The organism is Dyella terrae, assembly GCF_004322705.1.
Taxonomy (GTDB): domain Bacteria; phylum Pseudomonadota; class Gammaproteobacteria; order Xanthomonadales; family Rhodanobacteraceae; genus Dyella_D; species Dyella_D terrae.
On sequence record NZ_SIZZ01000001.1, the window covers coordinates 554,881 to 576,835 of the forward strand.

Here is a 21,955-nt window from a genome sequence, read left to right on the forward strand (position 1 = left end):
GCGCCGATCCGGACCCCTCCGGTTCGTCGCGTACTGCGGGCACCATGGGCGTTAGGTGCACTCAAATTCGATCGGCGGAGCCTAGTGGCGTGTTTTCGATCTGACAAGTGCCGAGCTCAACCGATTCACGAAATGCTCACGATGTTAAGCAGTTACGATGACGCTGCATGAACAATTGTTCATGCAGGCCACTGATGCGTTGTCGTGATCTTCACTCCCGCATCGCTTAAGAACGTGTCGTCATTAGCATTGATGATGTTGTCTGGCATCACGGCGAGTGCGACGTACTGTCCATCGACTGCGATGACATCCAGCACGTGCGCGAGTTCTCGATCATCGCCGCGCAAATCGCTTCCTGCATCGACGTGCTGCGACATTACGACGCAATGCAAATGGCGTTTGTTGCCGCCGCGATAATGCAGTCGCGCAACAATTTCCTGGCCCGGATAGCATCCTTTGTCCAGCGCGACGGCGTGAAGTCGTTCGAGCGAAAGACTTTGCGGTAGATGTTGCGCAAGCGATGCATCAGGCAACCATGGCCATCCAAGTTGCACTTGTCGAACGCGCCACGTGTCATCGGCGGAAATATCGCCGATGACCATGCTGTGATCGCCACATCCAAGAACAAGCTCCTTGTGATTGTGCGCGACGTGCGCGTCCATCGGTTCGCCGGTGGCAATGGACTGGCGCGCCTGCGACTGGATGATGACTTTGGATCGAAAGACAAAGCGCCTCAGTCCTTCGACCAAAGTCGAGGCGCTGCCGCCGCGTAGCAGGGCGACGAGTTGGTGTTCGCCGGTGCGGGCCAGTTGGAGGAGGGCGCGTACGCGCCCCTGGGGGTCCAGCCATGCACTGAACTGCCACTGCCCGACGGCGAGGTCGGCCACGTTGCTGCTGAGCTGGGATTGGGCGAAGGCGATGGCATCGGGGCCTTCAAGGGTGAGCGTTTCGGCGGCGAGGTGTGGGTGCATGGCGGGCGGAATGGGGGTGAAGGTCACCTGTTGCAAGGGAATGTGATGCTTTGGTCAACAGAACGGCCCGGCGTCAAGGTTGTGCCGTCTTAACGCAAGTATTAACCTTCTCCGGCTAACTAAAACCATGTCAGACACGTCCACTCACACCGAATCCAAGCCTGCTGCCGCGCCCGCGGAGCAAGTCGTCGTGCCCGCCGAAAAGGCAGCCGACAAGGTTCCGGCAGAGCGGCCGGCACCCGACCCCACGCGCTACGGCGATTGGGAAAAGAACGGGCGCTGTATCGACTTCTGATGCCGCCGCGTCGACGTGCGTCGGCGCAAGGCATGGGAGGACGGTTCGGACATAAGCGATTCCACACAGGATAGCCGCCATGGCAGACACGCGACGACCGCTCTCTCCCCATCTACAGATATATAAGTGGCAAGTGCAGATGATCACCTCGATCCTGCATCGCGCCACCGGCATCGCGCTCTCGGTCGGCACCTTGCTGGTCCTTTGGGGCGTCTTCTCACTGGCCTACAGTGAAGACACCTGGAACCAGTTCAAGACCTGCATCGGCAGCCCGGTCGGCATGATCCTGCTGTTCGGCTGGAGCTGGGCACTCTTCTATCACCTGTGCAACGGCATCCGTCATCTGGTTCAGGACGGCGGCATCGGCTACGAGATCCCGCAATTCGTGCGTTCGAGCTGGGCGTCGATCATCGTTAGCATCGTCCTGACCCTGGCCGTCTGGGCCTATGTCCTGACTTCCGGAGGTGCCGCATGAGCGCGCCCAAGGATCTGCGTAACCCGCTCAAGCGCGCCCGCGGCCTGGGTTCGGCCCAGTTCGGCGTGAACCACTGGTGGATGCAGCGTCTGACGGCAGCTGGCCTGGTGTTCCTGGGTATCTGGTTCATGTGCACTGTGCTGGGCATGCTGCACGCCGACTACGCCACGGCCCGTTCGATCATCGCCAAGCCCTGGAATGCCGTGCTGCTGGTCGCCTTCGTGCTCACCGTCTGCTGGCATGCGGTGCTCGGTCTGCAGGTGGTCATCGAGGACTACGTGCACACCCGCTGGCGTGAGGTCGCTCTGCTGGCTCTGGTCAAGTTCATTGCGGTATTGGGCACATTGGCAACGCTGATGGCCGTGCTGCGCATCGCGCTGGGAGCCTGAGGCCCATGGAAAGCTACAAGATTCAACAGCATAAGTACGACGTGATTGTGGTTGGCGCCGGCGGCGCTGGCCTGCGGGCCACGTTCGGCCTGGCCGAGAAGGGCCTGAAGGCCGCCTGCATCACGAAGGTGTTTCCGACCCGTTCGCACACCGTTGCGGCGCAGGGCGGTATCTCCGCCGCGCTAGGCAACATGGGCGAAGACGACTGGCGCTTCCACTTCTACGACACCATCAAGGGTTCGGACTGGCTGGGCGACCAGGACGCCATCGAGTACATGTGCCGCGAGGCCATTCCCTCGATCATCGAGCTCGAACACTACGGCGTGCCGTTCTCGCGCACCGAAGAAGGCAAGATCTACCAGCGTCCGTTCGGCGGCATGACCACCCATTACGGCAAGGGCACGGCCCAGCGCACCTGCGCGGCTGCCGACCGTACCGGTCACGCCATCCTGCACACGCTGTACCAGCAGGCGCTGGCGCACGACGCCACGTTCTTCATCGAGTACTTCGCCACCGACCTCATCTTCGACGAAGAGGGCGTGTGCCGCGGCGTGCTTGCGCTGGACATGAACGAAGGCACCCTGCACGTGTTCCGCGGCCATGCCGTGGTGCTGGCGACGGGCGGCTACGGCCGTGCCTACTTCAGCGCGACGTCGGCCCATACCTGCACCGGCGACGGTGGCGGCATGGTGCTCCGCGCGGGTCTGGCCCTGCAGGACATGGAGTTCGTGCAGTTCCATCCGACCGGCATTTACGGTTCGGGCTGCCTGATCACCGAAGGCGTGCGTGGCGAAGGTGGTTACCTCACCAACTCCAATGGCGAGCGCTTCATGGAGCGCTATGCGCCCAACGCGAAGGACCTGGCATCGCGCGACGTCGTCAGCCGCGCCATGACGATGGAAATCCGCGAAGGCCGCGGCGTGGGCGAGCACAAGGACCACATCCACATCAACCTGATGCACCTGGGTTCGGAAGTGATCCACGAGCGCCTGCCGGGCATCGCCGAGTCGGCGCGCATCTTTGCCGGCGTGGACGTGACCAAGGAGCCGATCCCAGTCATCCCGACCGTCCACTACAACATGGGCGGTATCCCGACCAACTATCACGGTGAAGTCGTGCAGAAGCGCGGCGACAACGTGGACGCCGTGGTCCCGGGCCTGTTCGCCATCGGCGAAGCTGCATGCGTGTCCGTGCACGGTGCCAACCGCCTGGGTTCGAACTCGCTGCTTGACCTGGTGGTGTTCGGTCGCGCCGTGGCGCATCGCTGCGCCGAGATCGTCAAGCCGGGCGCGCCGCACAAGGACCTGCCGGCCAGCGCGCTGGACCAGGCCCTGGGTCGCTTCGACGGCCTGCGTTATGCCAAGGGCAGCCTGCCGACCGCGAAGATCCGCGCGGAAATGCAGCGCACCATGCAGTCCGACGCGGCGGTGTTCCGCACCGGCGAGTCGCTGAAGGAAGGTTGCGAGAAGATTTCCAAGGTCTACGAGTCGTTCAAGGATGTCGGCGTCAGCGATCGTTCGCTGGTGTGGAACTCCGACCTGATCGAGACCCTGGAGCTGTCGAACCTGCTGGGTCAGGCCGTGGCGACCATGTACTCGGCCGAACAGCGCCCGGAGAGCCGTGGCGCCCACGCGCGCGAAGATTTCCCGGATCGCGACGACGCGAATTGGCAGAAGCACACGCTGGTGGCCGTGGATGATCACGGCAAGGCCAGCTTCGATTTCCGTCCGGTGCACATGTACACCATGACGAAGGATGTCGAAGTCGTGCCGCCGAAGAAGCGCGTTTACTAACGAACCCGGATTGGAGACATCACCGTGGCAGAGTTTTCGCTACCCAAGAATTCCAAGGTCCAGCCGGGCAAGCAGTTTCCCGCCAAGGACGCCAAGAAGCCGCGCAAGTTCAGCATCTATCGCTGGACCCCGGACGACGGCCAGAACCCGCGCATCGACACCTATGAAGTCGACCTGGCGGCGTGTGGCCCGATGGTTCTGGATGCACTGCTTAAGATCAAAAACGAGATCGATCCGACGCTGACGCTGCGTCGCTCGTGCCGTGAAGGCATTTGCGGCTCCTGCGCCATGAACATCGACGGCACCAACACGCTGGCCTGCACCAAGGCCATCAGCGATTGCGGTTCCGGCGACGTCAAGATCTATCCGCTGCCGCATATGCCGGTGGTGAAGGATCTCGTGCCGGATCTGACCCATTTCTACGCCCAGTTCGCGTCGATCAAGCCCTGGCTGCGTACGCAGAGCCCGGCGCCGGCCGACAAGGAGCGCCTGCAGTCGCCGGAAGACCGCAAGAAGCTCGACGGCCTGTATGAGTGCATCCTGTGCGCCTGCTGCTCGACCAGCTGCCCGAGCTACTGGTGGAACGGCGACAAGTACCTCGGCCCGGCCATCCTGCTGCAGGCCTATCGCTGGATTGTCGACACGCGTGACGAAGACACCGGTGCCCGCCTTGACGATCTGGAAGATCCGTTCAAGTTGTACCGTTGCCACACCATCATGAACTGCGCGCGTACTTGCCCGAAGGGTCTCAATCCCGCCAAGGCTATTGCCGAGATCAAGAAGCTGATCGTCGAACGCCGCGCGATGTAAATCGCCCGGTTTGACGCACGACGGCCGGGCCTCGGGTCCGGCCGTTGTCGTTTCCGCAGCAACGTGTAGGCAAGCCTGCGCGGCGGCGGGAGCGACGCAGTCAAGGAGACGGGTCCAGTCACCCAGGCTGAGCTGACTTGGCGGCGAGGAACTACACTCAAAGTCGGGCTCGTTCCGTGGCGCTGGCGAGAAGGTCGCGGCACTATGTCTGAACCGCCCCGGCTGCTCGGCAGAACTCCCGTGCCGGCTTGTCAGAAGTCCAGAGAAAGGTTGCCTGATGGAAGAATCCCGCATCAAACGCCTTCGCTGGCGCACCCGGCGAGGCACCCGCGAACTGGACGCTCTCTTTGGCGGCTGGCTCGAGCAGTGCTTTGCGTCAGCCGGGGAGGCCAGACAACAGGCATTCGACGAGCTGCTCGACGTACAGGACCCCGACCTCTGGGACTGGGTCATGGGACATGCCAGGGCGCCACGCGATGACTGGCAGGCCATCATCGATGAAATCCGTACCCGCAATCACCTTTGAGTATCGACCCTCACGGGTCGTCGGATGGGCGGTTGCGTTCGTACTGATTCTGGGCTGTTTGAGCTTATGGCTCACAGCCATTGACCGCTTGTTCGTCGTGGCGTTGTCGCTGGTGGTGCTGTTGGCCGGCGTCCTGGAGCAGCGGAATCGCTCCCGCCATGCCGGTGTGCGCTTCACATGGCCGTCCGACGGTCCCTGGGAGGTGACGCGAATGGGGCTGGAGCCGGTGAGTGCGCACCTGGTTTCGCACCGCGCACTTATGTCAATCGTCGTCATTCGGCTCAGGACCGGGACGTCGGGCGTCATTCCCCTGGTGTTGACCCCCGACAATCTGGCGCCCCATCACCGCCGGCACATGCGCATCCGGCTGGCCCAGACGCCCTCGATCACGGAACAGGCGGGCGTTTCTCCGGTCTGAGTTTTCACGCTTGCCGCCCGGCTGCGCTTGGGGCACTCTGCCGCGTTGGCGCGGTCCCTGTTTGGCCTGATCGATAGGCAAAGCTGGGCGGCATGCCCCACGAACACATAAGTGACCCGTCCATGTTTCGACCACTCGAGCTATTTGTCGGCCTGCGCTATACCCGCGCCAAGCGGCGCAATCAGTTCATTTCCTTTATTTCGACCGTCTCGATCGTCTGCATCGCCATTAGCGTGACGGCCCTGATCACCGTTATGTCGGTGATGAACGGATTCGACAACGAGCTGCGTACCCGCATTCTTGGCGCGATTTCCCACGCCACGGTGTCGGGATTGCCTGGCGAAAGCGTGCAGAACTGGCCGCGCGCTGTGCAGATTGCCGAGGCGAACTCGCACGTCCGGGGCGCGGCGCCTTACGTTGAAACCCAGGCATTTCTGCAGGCCCGTCGCCCCAGTGGCGCCCTTGTGCGCGGCATCGAACCGTCGGAGGAACCGAAGGTTTCTGATATCGACAAGCACATGGTTGAGGGCAGCCTCAATGACCTGGTGCCTGGCGAGTGGAACATTGTCCTCGGGCGCGAGTTGGCGATGACGCTGGGCGTCAATGTCGGCGACAAGATCACGATGGCCGTTCCCGAATTCCGTGCCACGCCGATGGGTAGCGTGCCGCGGCTGCGTGGGTTTCGCGTGACGGGCATTTTTGAGTTGGGCATGCAGGAGTTTGACTCAGGGCTGGCGCTCATCAATATGAGCGATGCCGAGAAGCTCAATGGGCTCGACGGTCCGACGGGCATACGTTTACGCCTGGACGACCTCTTCAACGCGCGACCGGTCGCGCGCGAGCTGGCCGATCAGCTCGGTCAGATCTATCGCGTGGAAACCTGGATGGATAGCCACGCCAACTTCTTCTCCGCCATTTCGATGGAGAAGAAGGTGATGTTCATCATTCTCTCGCTGATCATTCTCGTGGCGGTCATCAACTTGATCTCCATGCTGATGATGCTGGTGACTGACAAGCAGGCCGACATCGCCATTCTGCGAACGCTTGGTTCGACTCCGCGAAGCATCATGGGCATGTTCATGGTGCAGGGTGTGTTGGTGGGCTTTGTCGGCATAGGACTCGGCGTCAGTCTGGGTTCCCTCTTGTCGTGGCGGCTGCCACAAATAGTCAAATGGATTGAGCACACCTTCCATGTGACGTTCCTCTCTCCGGACGTTTACTACATTAGCGAGTTGCCCAGTCAGCTTGTCGCGCGCGACGTTGGAAACGTAGCGCTGGTAACGTTCCTGTTCTCGTTGCTCGCAACGATCTATCCCGCATGGCGCGCTGCGCGCACACAGCCCGCGCAGGCCTTGCGCTATGAGTAACACGATGAAATCCGAACAGTCGGTCGTCCTGCGCGCCAGTCACATCGCGAAGACTTACGAGGAAAGTGGCCTGCACACCGATGTGCTGAGTGACGTCACGTTTTCGTTGCATCGGGGCGAGACGCTCGCCATCGTAGGCGCGTCGGGCTCGGGCAAGAGCACCTTGCTCCATATCATCGGTGGTCTAGATACGCTGACGCGTGGCGAAGTTGAGGTCGAAGGTCAGCTTCTGTCGAGCTTGTCCGACGCGCAGCGGGGCCGGGTGCGCAATCGTTCATTGGGCTTCATCTATCAGTTCCACCATCTCCTGCCGGAGTTCACCGCGCTGGAAAATGTCTGCATGCCGCTGCTCATTCGCGGTACGCCAATTGCCGAAGCGCGTAGCCGCGCCTCTGAGCTGCTGGGGCGTGTGGGCCTGAGCAAGCGCATGGAACACAAGCCTGCGGAACTCTCAGGTGGTGAGCGGCAGCGATGTGCCGTGGCGCGCGCGCTCGTGACTCGCCCGGCCTGTGTCCTGGGTGACGAGCCCACCGGCAACCTGGACGAGGGCAATGCCGAGCAGGTCTATGAGCTGATGCTTGAACTCAATCGCGAGATCGGGACGAGCTTCATCCTGGTGACTCATGACAGTCGCCTCGCGGCCCGCATGGATCGCACGCTTGAACTCCATAACGGAGTGCTGCAGGAAAAGCCGCGTAACTAGAACAGTTGCTCAGCCAACGCCTACAGGCTGTCGTTCGGCGCGCATGGTCACCGGCGGCATGGGCTCTCCCCAAGTTCAGCCCCTTTGTCCCACGACCACCGTTAGTCTTGTGGGTTTCCGACCACGGATGAATCGTGAAGGGACGCGCATCATGGATGGTGGGCGCACTGGCCTGGTTGATGGGCGCCGTCAGTGTTCAGTGCCTTGCCGATCTGCCATCGCAGCAAGTGTTGCTGGGAATATGCCCGCCGGGCTGCCTGCTGATGGTCTTTGCCTGGCGGCGTTTTCCGTGGGTCGGCTGGGTGGGCACCGCGGTCGTCGGTTTTTGTTGGGCTGCATTTGCCGGCAAGCAGGCTATGGCGAATCGCTGGCCGGGCGATTGGGAGGGTCGCGACGTGCAGGTCGAGGCGCACGTCCAGGATCTGCCCGAATCGACCTCCGAATCCACACGTTTCATGGCGCGAGTTACGTCCCTTGATCGTGACGTGCCCTGGGAAGGTACGGCTCGGTTGACCTGGTATCGCACGGCTGACGCTGGGCCCGCTGCCGTGGGGCCCTGCGAAACCTGGCGGTTGACGGTAAGGCTTAAGCGGCCGAGGGGGTTCGTGAATCCAGGCGGTGCGGATGCCGAACGCAATGCGCTGGCTCGTGGCATGGATGCGACGGGATACGTCCGTGATGTGCCGTCCAATCGTCGGAGCAGCCCAACGCCCTTGTGTGTCGACGCACTGCGCCAGCGCATCGCGCGAGGCATCGCCGCGCGTGTACCCGTCGAGCGGGACGCTGCACTGCTCACGGCATTGGCCGTAGGCGACACGCGCAGCCTGACCCTGGAAGATTGGCAAATCGCCCGCGGCAATGGCGTGTCCCATCTGATCGCCATATCGGGATTCCACGTGGGAGTCGCCGCTTTGGGTGGTGCATGGCTGGTTGCCCTGGCGTATTTCGCGATGCCATGGATGGGGCAGCGGTGGCCTAAAGTCCAGGCGATGGCCTGCGGCGGATTCGCCGTCGCATTTGCCTACGGTGCGCTGGCGGGGTTCGGCATAGCGACTGTCCGCACGCTGCTGATGATTGCTGTCATTGCCTTGTGCCGATGCCTTCGGCGAGCACCGTCGGGTGCTCACGCCATGGCGCTTGCCTCAACGATTCTGCTCGCATGCGATCCGCTGTCCGTTCTGTTGCCCGGCTTCTGGCTTTCCTTTGTCGGCGTGGCTTTTCTGATGTTCGCGCTGAACAGCGCATCGGAAGGCGTGACTGGATTTGCGAAGGGACTGCTCCAGAGCCAGCTATTGATGAGCACAGCCCTGCTGCCACTGACCATGTGGTTCTTCGGCGAGTCGTCCCTGGTCGGTGCGTTGTCCAATCTCATTGCTGTACCACTCGTCAGTCTGGTGATCGTTCCCCTGGCTTTGCTGGGAGCGATCTTCTTATTGGTTTTTCCTGTTGGCACCGGATGGGTTCTGTGGCCGGCCAGTCGACTGGTGCACGGTCAGTGGTGGTGGCTGGAGTGGCTGGAGCGCTGGCCCGGCGCGCATTGGTTTTTGCCGGAGGTGTCGATCGCGGCGCTGGTGCTGGCGATGATTGGCGCGATCTGGCTTTTTCTGCCCCGTGGTTGGCCGGCCCGTTGGCTGGGTGTGCTGGGATTTGCTCCGTTGCTGATGCCGCCGCTGGATCGGCCTGAGGCTGGGGCCTTTCAGGTGTGGACGCTTGACGTGGGGCAGGGGCTTGCCGTGTTGATACGTACCCGGTCGCATGCGCTTCTCTATGACGCCGGCGCCCGCTTTCGCACGGGCTTTGATCTGGGTGAGGCGGTTGTGTTGCGATCATTGCGAGGCATGGGGATCAATCGGCTCGACGCCGTCGTAATCAGCCATGCCGACAATGATCATGCCGGCGGCGCCGGGGCAGTAGTCAGAGCATTTCCGAAAGCGCGAAGGTTGGCTGGCGAGCCTGAACGGATGCCTCTGGCCATGGATGCCTGTACCGCCGGGCAATCGTGGGAGTGGGATCACGTGCGCTTCGAGATGTTGCTGCCGGGCGGTACACCGACCGGCGCATCGCCGAACGATCGGTCCTGCGTCCTCCTGGTTGAGCATGGTGGCGGGCGATTTCTCCTCACGGGCGACATCACGACGCGGGCAGAAACCCGGCTGCCGGCCAGCCTGGCCGACGGACGGCCGCTGGTCTTGCAGGTGGGGCACCACGGCAGCCGCACCTCGTCCGGTGAGGGGTTCCTGCAATCGACGCGACCCGCGCTCGGGCTCATATCGGCCGGCTGGCGAAACCGTTTCGGTCATCCCCATCCAAAGGTGGTCGAGCGCTTCGAGCGCCATGAGGTCCCGTTGCTCAATACCGCTGTGGCCGGCGCCATACGCGTGGATTTTCCGGCCAACGCGCCGCCCCGCGTCACGGCAACTTGGCGGCAAGACGCCGCTCGCTATTGGAGGGAGCGATAGGTGGCTAGTCCAGCCACGGGCGAGACGCGCGATGTGGCATGGGCGCCCGGAGCGGCGGCCGGTGCATTCTTCAGGTGCGCTGTGCATGGCGTGCTGCGCCGAGGTCTGGCCCATGCATTCCGATGCGTGAATGACTCCGAATGCCGTCGGCGCGACACCCCGGCTGGCGGCCAGCCCTTCGCCCGCCCAGGCACACGCCGTAAATGCCACCGACGCCGCGGAACCGCCCGGCTGGACTGCTATGATGCCGGCCTGCTTGAAACGTAAGGGTGGGAGTCGTCGTGCTGGAAATCCTGATGGCGGGCGGATGGGCCATGTTGCCTATCCTGATTTGTTCCGCGGTTGCCCTGGCAATCGTGCTGGAGCGCTGCTGGACCCTGCGCCGCAAATCGGTGCTGCCTCCGGGCCTTGGCGACGAAGTGCGCACCTGGGCGCGCTCGGGCCAGCTCGATCCCGCCCACCTGGCCACCCTGGCCGCCGGATCGCCGCTGGGCGAGCTGCTTGCGTCGGCTGTGGCGGTGCGCAACCGTCCGCGCGAACTCATCAAGGAACGCATCGAGGACACCGGTCGCCACGTCGTCCACAACATGGAGCGTTACCTCAATACGCTCGGCACGATCGCGCTGATCGGACCGCTGCTCGGCCTGCTTGGCACGGTCATCGGCCTGATCCGCATGTTCCTCGATGTCATGAAGGGCGGCGTTGGCGATCCCATGAAGATGGCCGGCGGCATTGGCGAGGCCCTGATCTGTACGGCGACCGGTCTGGTCGTGGCTATCCCCGCCTATGTCCTGCACCGCTACTTTCGTTCCAAGGTGGCAGGCTACTGCGTGGAAATGGAGAAGCAGGCCACCAGTCTGCTCGACGAACTGACCCTCAACGCACCGGCTCCCGCAGCCCCGCGCGCTCGTCGCGCGGCTGCGGCTCCGACCGAGTCGAGCGCGGGCTGAGCATCGATGCGTATCGGCAACGACCGTCGGCAGGACGACTTCGAGATCAACGTCATTTCGTTGATCGACGTGCTGCTTACCTTGCTCATGTTCTTCGTGTTGACCACCACGTTCATCCAGCACTCCCGCATGCAGGTGACGTTGCCCAAGGCAAGTGCCGAGGAGCGCGACATGCAGGCTCCGGCGCTGACCGTGGTGGTGGACCGCGACGGGCATTACTTCGTGGGCAGCGATGAGGTGCTCGGTCAGGGCATCGAGCCGCTGAAGCAGGCTATCGCGAACATCGCTGGCGATGACCGCGAACGCCAGGTCACCATTCGTGCGGACGCGATGACGCCGCACCAGAACGTGGTTACGGCCATGGATGCGCTGGGCCAGCTGGGCTTCACGCGTCTGTCCATTGCTACAACGCCGACACAGGAGCAGCCGGGCAAGTGAGCGAAGCGAACGCAGAGCCACATTCCGCCAGTTCCTGGCTGACCTACCGGCGCCTGCTCGGTTATTCGAAGCGCTATTGGGCCATTGGTCTGGTGACGCTGGTTGCCATGGCCGTTGAGGGCGGCGCGCTAGCCCTCTTCACGAATCTGCTGCGTCCGATGATCGACGAGCTGTTCGCGAAGAAGGATCAGTATCTGATCTTCTGGATGCCGATCTGGATCGTTGGCATCTTTGTCGTGCGTGGCATCGCTACCTTTATCAACGACTACGGCATCGCGTATATCGGACGCAACGTCGTTCAGGCGCTGCGCACCGACGTTTTCAATGCGTACCTGCGACTGCCCGCCGCCTACTTCGGCAATGAGCACTCGGGCCAGCAGGTGTCACGTATCACTTACACGAGCGAGCAGGTGGCGCAGGCCGCCACGGACGCCGTCAAGGTGGCCGTGACCGAGGGCCTCACCGTCGCTTACATGATGTGGGTGATGCTCAGCAATAGCGCGTACCTCACGCTGGCGTTGCTCGTCATGGTGCCGGCGATCGGTCTGGTGGCCACGGTAGTGAGCCGAAGGTATCGTCAAATCAGCCGTCGCATCCAGGGCACGATGGGCTCGGTGACCGGTGCGGTCGAGGAATCGGTGGGCGCGCATCGCGAAGTGCGCATCTATGGCGGACAGTCTCACGAGGCGGCCCGCTTCGACCAGATCACCAACCAGTCGCGGCGACTGAACCTCAAGATTTCCGCGACCAATGCGGCGTCGAGCGCCACGGTGCAGACCGTGGCCGCGCTCGCCCTGGCGTTGCTGGTCTACCTCGGCACGCGCCCGAATCAGATCGATCAGATCTCGCCCGGTATTTTCTTCACCGTGCTGACGGCGATGGGTGCGATGCTGCCATCGCTCAAGCGCCTCACCACGGTGCAGGCGAATATCCAGCGCGGACTTGCCGCGGCGGAAGATCTGTTCCGCGTCATCGATGCGCCGCCGGAAGTCGATACGGGCAAATCCGTCCTTACGCGTACACGCGGCGACATCTTTTTCCAGGGCGTGCGCCTGACCTATCCGCGCAGTCGCTCCGAAGCTTTGCGAGGGGTGGACCTGCATTGTCCGCCCGGTACCGTGACAGCCTTGGTCGGCCGCTCAGGCAGCGGCAAAAGCAGCCTCGTAAGCCTCTTGCCGCGCTTCTATGCGCCCAGCGACGGTCGCATCCTGCTGGACAACGACAACTACGAAAACTACACGTTGCCCTCGCTGCGCAAGCAGATCGCATGGGTGGGGCAGAGCGTGGTGCTGTTCGACGGTACGGTCGCGGAAAACATTGCCTACGGCGAATTGTCCGGTGCGAGCGAGAAGGACATCATCGCTGCGGCCGAGGCGGCCAACGCGATGGAGTTCATCCAGCGCATGCCCAAGGGCATCCATAGCCATATCGGCCAGGCCGGCAACATGCTGTCGGGCGGCCAGCGCCAGCGGCTGGCCATTGCCAGGGCGATCCTCAAGAACGCACCCATCCTCGTCCTCGACGAGGCGACCAGCGCGCTGGACACCGAGTCCGAGCGCCTGATCCAGCAGGCGCTCCAGCGACTCATGCGTGATCGCACGACGCTGGTGATTGCGCATCGGCTTTCGACGATCGAGCACGCCGACCAGATTGCCGTCATGGATCAGGGGCGGATTGTGGAGCGTGGCACGCATGCGCAGTTGCTGGCCATGAACGGCCACTACGCGAACCTGCACCGCATGCAGTTTCACGACGGCGCGGGCGACTGAGGCTCGGACGTGGCCCTCGCCGAGTCACTCGAGAAGGTCTGGTATGAAGGCGCACGGGCCCCATGGTGGGCCTGGCCGCTGATGTGGCTCTATGCGGCGGTCATGCGGCTTCGCCGTGCGTTCTATGCGATCGGCGTGTTCTCTCGTGTTCGCCTGGCCTGCCCGGTGATTGTGATCGGCAACGTCACCGTCGGTGGAACGGGCAAAACGCCCTTGACCATCGCACTGGCGCGCGCGCTTCAACAGCGTGGATTCCGGCCCGGCGTGGTCAGTCGCGGTTATGGCGGCACCGAGCATGGGCCGCTCCTGCTGGACGATGCATCGACGCCTGTCCAGGTCGGCGACGAGCCGGCGCTTATGCGGGCCCATGGTCTTACGGTGGCCATCGGCCGCGACCGCCCTGCGGCGGGACGACGGCTGATCGAAGCGGGATGCAACGTGATCATTGCGGATGACGGGCTCCAGCATTATCGGCTGGCACGTGACCTGGAAATCTGCGTCATCGATGGCGCGAGGCGTTTTGGCAACGGCAGGCTCCTGCCACTGGGCCCGCTGCGCGAATCCGCCGCGCGCGCCGCGCAAACTACCTTCCAGGTCTGCAATGGAGAGCGGGCAGGTGCCGGCGAGGTACCCATGCGCCTGGAGGGCGGAACGTTGCGTGCACTGGTGGATGGGCATGTGCGGCCGCTCGAAGAGCTGAGGGGCCATCGCGTGCATGCAGTGGCGGGGATCGGCAATCCACAGCGTTTCTTCGACAGCCTGCGAGCCCGGGGGCTCGAGGTGGTGCCGCATCCGTTCCCAGACCACCATCGCTACGTCGCATCCGACATCGACTTTGGCGACTGTTCGCCGGTCCTGATGACGGAGAAGGATGCGATCAAATGCCAGGCATTTGCGCAACCACACTGGTGGGCGGCGCCGGTGACCGCCGAATTGCCCGAAGCCTTTTTTGACGATGTGGCTGCGCGCCTTGACCGCGTGGACACGGCGCGCGATCTTCCTTAAGCGCCTACCCTGATGTGTCGTATCCGGATGCGTGAGGCTTCTGGTCGTTGACCATTCAATCAAAAGGCCGGCATGGCTGCCGGCCTTTTGATTGTCCTGCATGACCCAGTAGTCACATCGGGCTGTTACTGGATGCGCACCACGTTGCCATTCGGATCGACCTGCACCAGATCGCCGGCGCGGATCGTGCTGGCATCGGCCACCGTGATATTCGAGTAGCTGCCGTCGCCCATGCGCAGGCGCAGTGTGAACGTTTCGCCGCCACCACCCTTGCCGATGGCGTTGCCGGCGAAACCACCGCCCACAGCGCCGGCAACCGTAGCCAGCTTGCGACCATCACCCTTGCCGACCTGGTTGCCCAGCACGCCACCGGCCACGGCGCCAATGATGGCACCGGCGGTGCCGTGGTTGCGGCCCGCGGTCACGTTGCGTTCGATGGCTTCGACGGTGCCGCACTGGTTGCAGCGCAGGAAGATGCCGTCATTGCGGACCAGGACATCGCCATTGAGGCTGCCACTGTTCACCGGAGCCTTGGCAGGCGTCGCCGCCAGGGAGGCGCCACTGGCGAGCAGGGCAAAGATGGTGCCGAAAGTCAGGGCGAGATAACGCTGGGTGCTCATGGGTGTTCCGTGCGATGAGGTGATGGAAAGTGTAGGTGGCGAAACATGACTGCCAGATGGATCGCCCGACGGTGGATCATGCTTGCCTGACAGCGCGTCGACAGCTCCGCGACTTGCCAAGCGGCGAGGGAGGCAATTCCTTAGAATAGGCATCCGGGGCAGGGTATGACCCCTGTCGCCGTCGGATAGGGCCGACGCGCACGCCCGCTACTTTGCCCGCATTTGATCTGGAGTTTCCATGAGCTTGATCCTAGTTCCGGTGTCTTACGGCGAGTTGATCGACAAGATCACGATCCTGGAAATCAAGTCTCGCCAGATCAAGGATCCGGCCAAGCTGGCGAACGTGCACAAGGAGCTTGAGCTCCTTAACGCCACCTGGAGCAGCGATCCCGTCTCGAGCATTGATATCTCCGACGAGCGCGCGCGCTTGCTGGCGGTCAATGAGGCCCTGTGGGATATCGAGGATCAGGTGCGCCTGAAGGAGAAGGCAGGGGCCTTCGAGCAGGAATTTGTCGAGCTGGCGCGTTCGGTTTACTTCCGCAATGACGAGCGGGCTGCGCACAAGCGCGCGATCAACCTGAAGCTCGGGTCACAACTGGTGGAAGAGAAATCCTATGAGGATTACAAGGCGCGCTGAGCGCCTTCCCGGGCGATCCGGGGACCGCTGTTTGGCCGGGCGTTAGCCAGCCCCGGGTGCAACATGACAAGCAGTCCGTCAGTAGCCCATCTGGGCTGCCGCCGCTTCGAAGCGATCGATCACGTCATCCACGCTGATCAGATCCATGACGCCGGGTTTCTCGATCTTCGTGCCCCAGGGGAGATCGCTCGCCGGCTTGCCCAGGTACTGCCGCGCTGCTTCGTCGTATTTGTTCGCGCACCAGCGGCGGTCGGAATAGGGGCCAGAACGGTCGGGATTGCTGGCGGCATGCAGGCCCAGCACTTTGCAGCCCACGGCATTGGCCATGTGCATGGGGCCGGAATCCGGCGTCAGCAGCAGTTGCGCACGGGTCAGCATCGCCAGTAGTTGCTTGAGCGTGTCCTTGCCGGTCAAGTCCAGCGGCGGTGTTTTGCACGCCGCCATGACGGCATCGGCCATGGTCCGTTCGTAGGTCGACGGGCCGCCGACCAGAACCGTGCGCCAGCCACGCACGTGCGCATGATCGATGACAGCGGCGTAACGCTCCGGGCGCCAGTTGCGCAAGGCATGGCTGGAGGTGGGGCTGACGAGCAGGGTCGGCCTGTCGCCAGGCCATTGCGCGTGCGCCCACGCCATCGCGTCTTCGGACACAGGAATGTCCCAGCGCACCTGGGTCTGTTTGAGGCCCAGCGGCTCGCAGAAACTACCCGTTGCGTCGAGGACATGCTCGCCGGTGCGCGCCGGAATCCGCTCATTGATGACCAGGCTGTGGAGATCCTTCGCACGCGCCCAGTCGTAGCCGATGCGCCGGCGCGCCTTGACCGCCAGGCTCAGCACGTTTGATCTCAGTGCTACCTGCATGTGGAGCAGGGCATCAAATTGCTGCCCCTTCAGCGCCTCGCGGACGGCCCTGAAGCCCTCCTTGCCAGCCCCTTTGTCGAAGGTGACGAAGTCGACGCCGGGCAGATCGCCCACCAGCCTGCGCTCCAGCTTGCCAACGATCCAGGTCAGCCGCGTCTGCGGCCACGCGGCCTGGAGGGTGCGAACCAGCGGGACGACATGGGTTACGTCGCCGATGGCCGACGTACGAAGAAGGCAAAGTGAAGCAGGAGCAGACATAGGGCTTGGGATAGAATCGTCAGTCATGGACAAGGGCAGGGCGCCATAGAGCCGGACATGATGAATCATGAGCAGCTCCTTGTGAGCAGCAGCGGGGCGATTCTGTTCGACCCGGCGCTCTCGCCACAAGTCGGACCGGCGTGGTTCGACCAGGATCACTGGCAAAGCCTGGGTGCCCTGCGGACCCAGGTGGGCGGTCGTGGCAGCGTGGCCCTGATCGATACACCGGCAGGTGAGTGCGTTCTGCGCCACTACCGCCGTGGCGGCCTGGTGGCCCGCCTCCTTGGCGATCACTACCTCTGGACCGGTGCCGACCGCACCCGGGCCTTCTCGGAATTCCGACTGCTGCTGTCCATGGCCCATGAGGGGCTCCCGGTGCCCCGGGCCGTGGCTGCTCGCTATGTCCGGGACGGGCTGTTCTACAGGGCCGACCTGATCACGGTTCGCCTGGCAGATGCATCCACCCTCGCGGAGCTGCTGGCGGTGGGGCGGCTCGACGCCGAACTGGCGGAGCTGGTGGGGGCGCTCGTGGCGCGCTTCCATCGTGTGGGTATCTGGCACGCCGATCTGAATGCCCACAATATCCTCGTCACGGGGAGCGAGCTGTTCCTGATCGACTTTGATCGCGGCGAACGCCGCCGCCCCGCCGAAAGCTGGCGTCTGGCCAATCTCCAGCGCCTGCGGCGCTCGCTGATCAAGCTGGGCGCGGCGCCACGCGGCGAGCATGTCTTTGACGATACGATCTGGAAGCCCCTGCTATACCGTTACGAACTCACCCTGGGTTCGGAGCAGCTTGGCCTGCTTTGAGTCCGACCTGGATCCCTGACACGATGAACTGGACCCTGCATTTCCTGGGCGTAGGCGCGGCTCACGCGGTGGAGCTCGGCTCGTCGTCGGTGGTGCTGGAGCGCAATGGCGAGCCGCTGTTGTTGGTCGACTGCGGCCCCGACGTGCTCGATCGCTACATGGCTGCCTACGGCAAGCCGCCGGGCGCGGTCTACATTACGCATACGCACATGGATCACGTTGGTGGCCTGGAACGGCTGTTTTTCCGTCTCTGGTTCGACGATGCCCTGAAGGGCAGGACGCGTGTGTTCGTGCATGCGGGTCTCTTGCCATGGCTGCAGACGCGCGTGGCCGACTATCCCAACGTGCTGGCTGAGGGCGGCGTCAATTTCTGGGAAGCGTTTCAACTTGTCACCGTGACGCGCGGCTTCTGGCTGGATGGCCTGTGGTTCGACGTCTTCCCCACGCGCCACCACATGCTGGGTACGTCCTACGGCATTGCACTGGAAGGGTGCTTCGCCTTTACCGGCGACACGCGTCCGGTGCCCGAGGTGCTCGAACGTTTTGCCAGCGGGCGGGAATTGATTGCCCATGACTGCGGACTGGTGGGCAATCCGTCGCATACCGGTGTTGACGACCTGGAGCGGGAATATTCGCCCGTCCTGCGCCAGCGCCTGTGTCTTTACCACTACGGCAGCGCCGCGGACGGCGCCACGCTGGCCGGCATGGGATATCGCGTCGCGCAGCCCGGGGAGCGTGTCTTATTGACGGCCCCGGCGCCTTTGCGGCCCGACGCCGGCTGAGACGATCTCCCCTCAATCGGAGATCACGTCTTGTGCGGATTCGGGGCTGCGTTTATCATTTCGCCTCTTTGCCGGGTCGCAAGCCCCTGCAAGGCGATTTCACCATCGCGGAGAGGTGTCCGAGTGGTTGAAGGAGCACGCCTGGAAAGTGTGTATACGGCTTATCCCCGTATCGCGGGTTCGAATCCCGCCCTCTCCGCCAGTGAGTGAAATCGTCGACGGTTGATCCGTCATCCCAGGGCAGTCCAGGTGCCCACGTCTATGGTGGCCCCGTCGGTCCCCCCGCGACGATAGTTCGTAAACCCCGCCAGGCCCGGAAGGGAGCAACGGTAGCGAATGATTCGGGTGCCGGGGTGTGGCTGGCGGGGCCGCCGCCTTTTCGGGGCCGCTGCGCTCCTGCGGGCTGACTTGCCTCATGCGACTTGGCACAATCATCTTCGGCCCCAAGTTAGTATCCGTCTTCACCCATCTGAAACGTCCGAACCTGCTGCGATCGCCTTGCGGTGCAGTCGGCCGGGCGTCATGAGCAGGCTCTAACGCATGTCCTATCAGGTCCTCGCGCGCAAATGGCGCCCCCGCAAGTTCGCCGAACTGGTCGGGCAGGAGCACGTCGTGCGCGCGCTTACCAACGCCCTCGATACCGGCCGCATGCACCATGCGTACCTGTTCACCGGCACGCGCGGCGTGGGCAAGACCACCATCGCACGCATCTTCGCCAAATCGCTCAATTGCGAGCGGGGTGAGTCAGCCGATCCCTGTGGCGAGTGCGCGGTTTGTACTGCCGTGGACGCCGGTCGATTCGTTGATCTTCTCGAAATCGACGCGGCCAGCAACACCGGCGTGGACGATGTCCGCGAGGTGATCGAAAACGCGCAGTACGCTCCGGCCCGCGGTCGCTTCAAGGTCTACCTGGTCGACGAAGTGCACATGCTCTCGAAGCCGGCGTTCAATGCGCTGCTCAAGACGCTCGAAGAGCCGCCGCCGCACGTTAAATTCCTGCTCGCGACCACCGACCCGCAAAAGCTGCCGGTCACCGTGTTGTCGCGCTGCCTCAAGTTCAACTTGAAGCGCTTGCTGCCGGAACAGATCTCCGGCCAGATGCGCCATATCCTCGGCGCCGAAAACATCCAGTACGAAGATGCCGCCATTGGCGAGCTGTCGCGTGCCGCCGATGGCTCGCTGCGCGATGGCCTCTCGCTGCTCGACCAGGCCATCGCCTACGGGGGCGGCTCACTGCACGCCGATGACGTGCGCGCCATGCTCGGCAGCGTGGCGCGTGGCCAGGTGCTGGGTGTGCTGGACGCGTTGGCCGAAGGCGATGGCTCGCGCTTGATGGACGAGTGCACGCGCATCGCCTCGTTCTCGCCGGACTTTGGCGGCGTGCTCGACGATCTTGCCGCCGTGCTTCATCGCATTCAGCTCATGCAACTGGTACCGGGCTACCGTCCCGAAGGTGATGCCAGTGACGATGACGCCCTGACGTCGCTTTCCCAGCGCATGGGGCCCGAAGACGTCCAGCTTTATTACCAGATTGCCACCACGGGCCGCCGCGACATGGCGATGGCCCCGAACGCGCGCACCGGTTTCGAAATGGCCATGCTGCGCATGCTGGCCTTTCGTCCGGGCGATGGTGGAGAGTCCGCTCGCGCCGAACGACCCGCCGCAGCACCGGCACGTGCTCCTGCCCCGCCGGCACCTGTGCGCAGCGCGCCTCCGGCGATGCCCGAGCGCCCCGCAGCGCCACGCATGCCGGAGCCGGCGCCCATGGCACCGTCCACGCCAGCGCCGCCGGCCGCACGTGCGCAGGTGGATGCACGCGGGATGCCCCGCTGGGACGAGCTGGTCGAGCTGGCCAACCTGCGCGGTCCCTTGGGTCAGCTGGCGCAGAACGCCGCCTTACGCGACCGCGAAGGCAATACCCTCGTGCTCGCGCTGCAACCGGTGCACATGCACCTGGCCGTCGAGCCAATGGTCAGTCAGATGGAAGAGCGCATCAGCCAGGTCATGGGCGAGCGCATCAAACTGCGCTTCGTCGGTGACCAGTCAGGCAGCGCTGAAACACCGGCCGCACGCGCGGCCAGCGCGCGTTCGGCCGCGCAGTCGGCGGCCGAACAATCCATCGAAGAGGATCCTCTGGTGCAGTCGTTGCGTCGCGAATTCGGCGCGCGCGTGTTGCCGCAGTCGGTCAAGCCGTTCGAACCGTAATCACAGTCAAAGATGTCGGAGTACAGGTCATGAGAGGTCAAATCGGCCAGTTGATGCAGCAAGCCCAGCGCATGCAGGATGAAATGAAGCGTGCGCAGGAAGAAATCGCCAAGCTCGAAGTCACGGGCTCGTCGGGTGGCGGTCTGGTCAGCGTGGTGATGTCCGGTGCGCACGAAGTGCGTCGCGTGCAGATCGACCGCAAGCTTTTCGCGGATGACCCGGAGATGGCGGAAGACCTCGTTGCTGCGGCAGTGAACGACGCCGTGAACAAGGTGGCCGAGGCCAGCAAGAGCCGCATGGGTGGCGTCACGTCGGGTCTGAACCTGCCGCCCGGCTTCAAGATGCCGTTCTGATGAATGGCGCGCCCGGGCACAAGCTTCGGGTGCGACCTGACGTGCACGCATGAGCAAACTCCTCACCGATCTGATCGAAGCGCTGCGTTGTCTCCCCGGTGTCGGTGGGAAGAGCGCCCAGCGCATGGCTTTCCACTTGCTGGAGCGCGACCGTGAGCGGGGCATGCGCCTCGCGCATGCGCTGGAAGAGGCGATGCAGCGCGTGGGCAACTGCTCGCGCTGCCGCAACTTCAGCGAAGATCCGGTGTGCCCGATCTGCGCCAGCAGCAGCCGCGACAAGCAGGTGCTTTGCGTGGTCGAGTCGCCGACTGAGCTGGCCGCGATCGAACAAGCCACCGGATTTCGGGGCCAGTACTTCGTCCTGCTCGGCCGTCTGTCGCCGCTCGACGGACTGGGTCCGGAGGAGCTGGGCCTGGATCTCCTGGCGGAACGCCTGGGGTCGGGCGAGATCGAGGAAATGATCATCGCCACCAATCCCACCGTGGAAGGTGAGGCGACCGCACATTACCTCGCGCAGCTGGCGCGCGCTGCGGGCGTGAAGCCCAGCCGCCTGGCCCATGGCGTGCCGCTCGGCGGCGAACTGGAATTCGTCGATCGCAGCACGCTGGCGCATGCGTTCGGCAGTCGGCAGACGGTGCGCTGAGCATGAGCGACAGCACGGCACCAACGCTGCGCATGGAAGTCCCGGGCATCGACGAATACCGCGCGATGCGCCTGGCAACCGGGTTGAGTGACAAAACGGTCGAAGCCGCCGGCATCGGCCTTGCCGCAAGCTGGAGCGCCGTCTGCGTGCGCGATCAGGGACAGTTGATCGGCATGGGGCGCGTCGTCGGCGACGGTGGCTGCTTTTTCCTGGTCGTCGATATCGCCGTATCGCCCGATTGGCAAGGCAAAGGCATCGGCAAGCGGATCATGGCCGCGCTCATGGATGACCTGCGTGCCCGCGCGCCGACCTCATCGATTGTCGGCCTGTTTGCCGACCGCGAAGCGTGGCGTCTCTACGCGCAGTTCGGATTCACACTCTCGGCACCGGCATCGCAAGGCATGATGCTGCGGCTGTAACG

24 protein-coding genes, 1 tRNA gene and 1 other RNA gene are annotated in these 21,955 nt (G+C 63.6%); 23 read left to right on the forward strand and 3 right to left on the reverse strand.

Annotated elements, in window-relative coordinates:
* Positions 1–179: 179 nt before the first annotated feature.
* Positions 180–887, reverse strand: a complete 708-nt coding sequence (gene ygfZ / locus EYV96_RS02670) for a CAF17-like 4Fe-4S cluster assembly/insertion protein YgfZ (RefSeq protein WP_240732323.1) — start codon at positions 885–887, stop codon at positions 180–182.
* A gap of 211 nt (positions 888–1,098) precedes the next feature.
* Here ygfZ and EYV96_RS02675 point away from each other — a divergent pair, with 211 nt between their 5' ends.
* The 14 genes from EYV96_RS02675 (at position 1,099) to lpxK (ending at position 14,368) form a co-directional block, all read left to right on the forward strand.
* On the forward strand, positions 1,099–1,266 hold the full coding sequence (locus EYV96_RS02675; protein ID WP_131149963.1) for a DUF1674 domain-containing protein: 168 nt from the start codon (positions 1,099–1,101) through the stop codon (positions 1,264–1,266).
* A 79-nt stretch (positions 1,267–1,345) separates the two neighbouring features.
* The gene (gene sdhC / locus EYV96_RS02680) at positions 1,346–1,741 is read left to right on the forward strand and encodes a succinate dehydrogenase, cytochrome b556 subunit (RefSeq protein WP_131149964.1); all 396 of its coding nucleotides are present in this window, start codon (positions 1,346–1,348) and stop codon (positions 1,739–1,741) included.
* Positions 1,738–2,130 (forward strand): succinate dehydrogenase, hydrophobic membrane anchor protein, encoded by a 393-nt coding sequence (gene sdhD, locus EYV96_RS02685; RefSeq protein WP_131149965.1) that lies wholly within the window; start codon positions 1,738–1,740, stop codon positions 2,128–2,130. Before sdhC ends, sdhD begins: the two co-directional genes overlap by 4 nt.
* A gap of 5 nt (positions 2,131–2,135) precedes the next feature.
* Entirely contained in the window at positions 2,136–3,923 is a 1,788-nt protein-coding gene (gene sdhA / locus EYV96_RS02690) for a succinate dehydrogenase flavoprotein subunit (RefSeq protein WP_131149966.1), read from the forward strand.
* 24 nt (positions 3,924–3,947) lie between these two features.
* A complete protein-coding gene (locus EYV96_RS02695) occupies positions 3,948–4,733 on the forward strand; it encodes a succinate dehydrogenase iron-sulfur subunit (protein ID WP_131149967.1) in 786 nt (261 codons plus the stop codon).
* Between the two features lie 277 nt (positions 4,734–5,010).
* Positions 5,011–5,259 carry an FAD assembly factor SdhE gene (locus tag EYV96_RS02700; RefSeq protein WP_131149968.1) on the forward strand — a complete coding sequence of 83 codons (249 nt, stop codon included), beginning with the start codon at positions 5,011–5,013 and terminating at the stop codon, positions 5,257–5,259.
* Positions 5,231–5,677, forward strand: coding sequence for a protein YgfX (locus EYV96_RS02705; protein WP_131149969.1), 447 nt, complete (start codon positions 5,231–5,233; stop codon positions 5,675–5,677). Before EYV96_RS02700 ends, EYV96_RS02705 begins: the two co-directional genes overlap by 29 nt.
* Positions 5,678–5,799: 122 nt before the next feature.
* Positions 5,800–7,044, forward strand: coding sequence for a lipoprotein-releasing ABC transporter permease subunit (locus EYV96_RS02710; RefSeq protein ID WP_131149970.1), 1,245 nt, complete (start codon positions 5,800–5,802; stop codon positions 7,042–7,044).
* A 4-nt stretch (positions 7,045–7,048) separates the two neighbouring features.
* A complete protein-coding gene (gene lolD, locus EYV96_RS02715) occupies positions 7,049–7,747 on the forward strand; it encodes a lipoprotein-releasing ABC transporter ATP-binding protein LolD (RefSeq protein WP_240732324.1) in 699 nt (232 codons plus the stop codon).
* Between the two features lie 155 nt (positions 7,748–7,902).
* A complete protein-coding gene (locus EYV96_RS02720; protein WP_131149972.1) occupies positions 7,903–10,206 on the forward strand; it encodes a DNA internalization-related competence protein ComEC/Rec2 in 2,304 nt (767 codons plus the stop codon).
* 296 nt (positions 10,207–10,502) lie between these two features.
* A complete protein-coding gene (locus EYV96_RS02725; RefSeq protein WP_131151466.1) occupies positions 10,503–11,156 on the forward strand; it encodes a MotA/TolQ/ExbB proton channel family protein in 654 nt (217 codons plus the stop codon).
* A gap of 6 nt (positions 11,157–11,162) precedes the next feature.
* Positions 11,163–11,594, forward strand: a complete 432-nt coding sequence (locus EYV96_RS02730; protein ID WP_131149973.1) for an ExbD/TolR family protein — start codon at positions 11,163–11,165, stop codon at positions 11,592–11,594.
* Entirely contained in the window at positions 11,591–13,363 is a 1,773-nt protein-coding gene (gene msbA / locus EYV96_RS02735; protein WP_131149974.1) for a lipid A export permease/ATP-binding protein MsbA, read from the forward strand. The genes EYV96_RS02730 and msbA overlap by 4 nt, the downstream gene beginning before the upstream one ends.
* 9 nt (positions 13,364–13,372) lie before the next feature.
* Positions 13,373–14,368: a tetraacyldisaccharide 4'-kinase gene (gene lpxK / locus EYV96_RS02740; RefSeq protein WP_131149975.1), complete on the forward strand. Its 996-nt coding sequence runs from the start codon at positions 13,373–13,375 to the stop codon at positions 14,366–14,368.
* 125 nt (positions 14,369–14,493) lie between these two features.
* Here the strand turns inward: lpxK and EYV96_RS19010 are convergent, their stop codons facing one another.
* Positions 14,494–14,988, reverse strand: coding sequence for a glycine zipper 2TM domain-containing protein (locus EYV96_RS19010; RefSeq protein ID WP_131149976.1), 495 nt, complete (start codon positions 14,986–14,988; stop codon positions 14,494–14,496).
* A 238-nt stretch (positions 14,989–15,226) separates the two neighbouring features.
* Here EYV96_RS19010 and EYV96_RS02750 point away from each other — a divergent pair, with 238 nt between their 5' ends.
* Positions 15,227–15,625 (forward strand): DUF6165 family protein, encoded by a 399-nt coding sequence (locus tag EYV96_RS02750; RefSeq protein ID WP_131149977.1) that lies wholly within the window; start codon positions 15,227–15,229, stop codon positions 15,623–15,625.
* Positions 15,626–15,703: 78 nt separating this feature from the next.
* Here the strand turns inward: EYV96_RS02750 and EYV96_RS02755 are convergent, their stop codons facing one another.
* Positions 15,704–16,744 carry a glycosyltransferase family 9 protein gene (locus tag EYV96_RS02755; protein WP_131151467.1) on the reverse strand — a complete coding sequence of 347 codons (1,041 nt, stop codon included), beginning with the start codon at positions 16,742–16,744 and terminating at the stop codon, positions 15,704–15,706.
* Positions 16,745–16,801: 57 nt separating this feature from the next.
* Here EYV96_RS02755 and EYV96_RS02760 point away from each other — a divergent pair, with 57 nt between their 5' ends.
* The 8 genes from EYV96_RS02760 (at position 16,802) to EYV96_RS02795 (ending at position 21,953) form a co-directional block, all read left to right on the forward strand.
* The gene (locus tag EYV96_RS02760; protein WP_131149978.1) at positions 16,802–17,551 is read left to right on the forward strand and encodes a 3-deoxy-D-manno-octulosonic acid kinase; all 750 of its coding nucleotides are present in this window, start codon (positions 16,802–16,804) and stop codon (positions 17,549–17,551) included.
* A 23-nt stretch (positions 17,552–17,574) separates the two neighbouring features.
* Positions 17,575–18,333 carry an MBL fold metallo-hydrolase gene (locus EYV96_RS02765; RefSeq protein ID WP_131149979.1) on the forward strand — a complete coding sequence of 253 codons (759 nt, stop codon included), beginning with the start codon at positions 17,575–17,577 and terminating at the stop codon, positions 18,331–18,333.
* 109 nt (positions 18,334–18,442) lie between these two features.
* Positions 18,443–18,535: transfer RNA gene (locus EYV96_RS02770), tRNA-Ser, on the forward strand.
* 69 nt (positions 18,536–18,604) lie between these two features.
* Positions 18,605–18,701, forward strand: an RNA gene (gene ffs / locus EYV96_RS02775) — signal recognition particle sRNA small type.
* Between the two features lie 172 nt (positions 18,702–18,873).
* Positions 18,874–20,538, forward strand: coding sequence for a DNA polymerase III subunit gamma/tau (gene dnaX, locus EYV96_RS02780; protein ID WP_131149980.1), 1,665 nt, complete (start codon positions 18,874–18,876; stop codon positions 20,536–20,538).
* A 29-nt stretch (positions 20,539–20,567) separates the two neighbouring features.
* Complete coding sequence (locus EYV96_RS02785; RefSeq protein ID WP_131149981.1) at positions 20,568–20,891, forward strand: YbaB/EbfC family nucleoid-associated protein; 324 nt, start codon at positions 20,568–20,570, stop codon at positions 20,889–20,891.
* A 49-nt stretch (positions 20,892–20,940) separates the two neighbouring features.
* Positions 20,941–21,534, forward strand: a complete 594-nt coding sequence (recR, locus tag EYV96_RS02790) for a recombination mediator RecR (protein WP_131149982.1) — start codon at positions 20,941–20,943, stop codon at positions 21,532–21,534.
* Between the two features lie 2 nt (positions 21,535–21,536).
* Positions 21,537–21,953, forward strand: a complete 417-nt coding sequence (locus EYV96_RS02795; protein ID WP_131149983.1) for a GNAT family N-acetyltransferase — start codon at positions 21,537–21,539, stop codon at positions 21,951–21,953.
* The last annotated feature ends 2 nt before the right edge of the window (positions 21,954–21,955 follow it).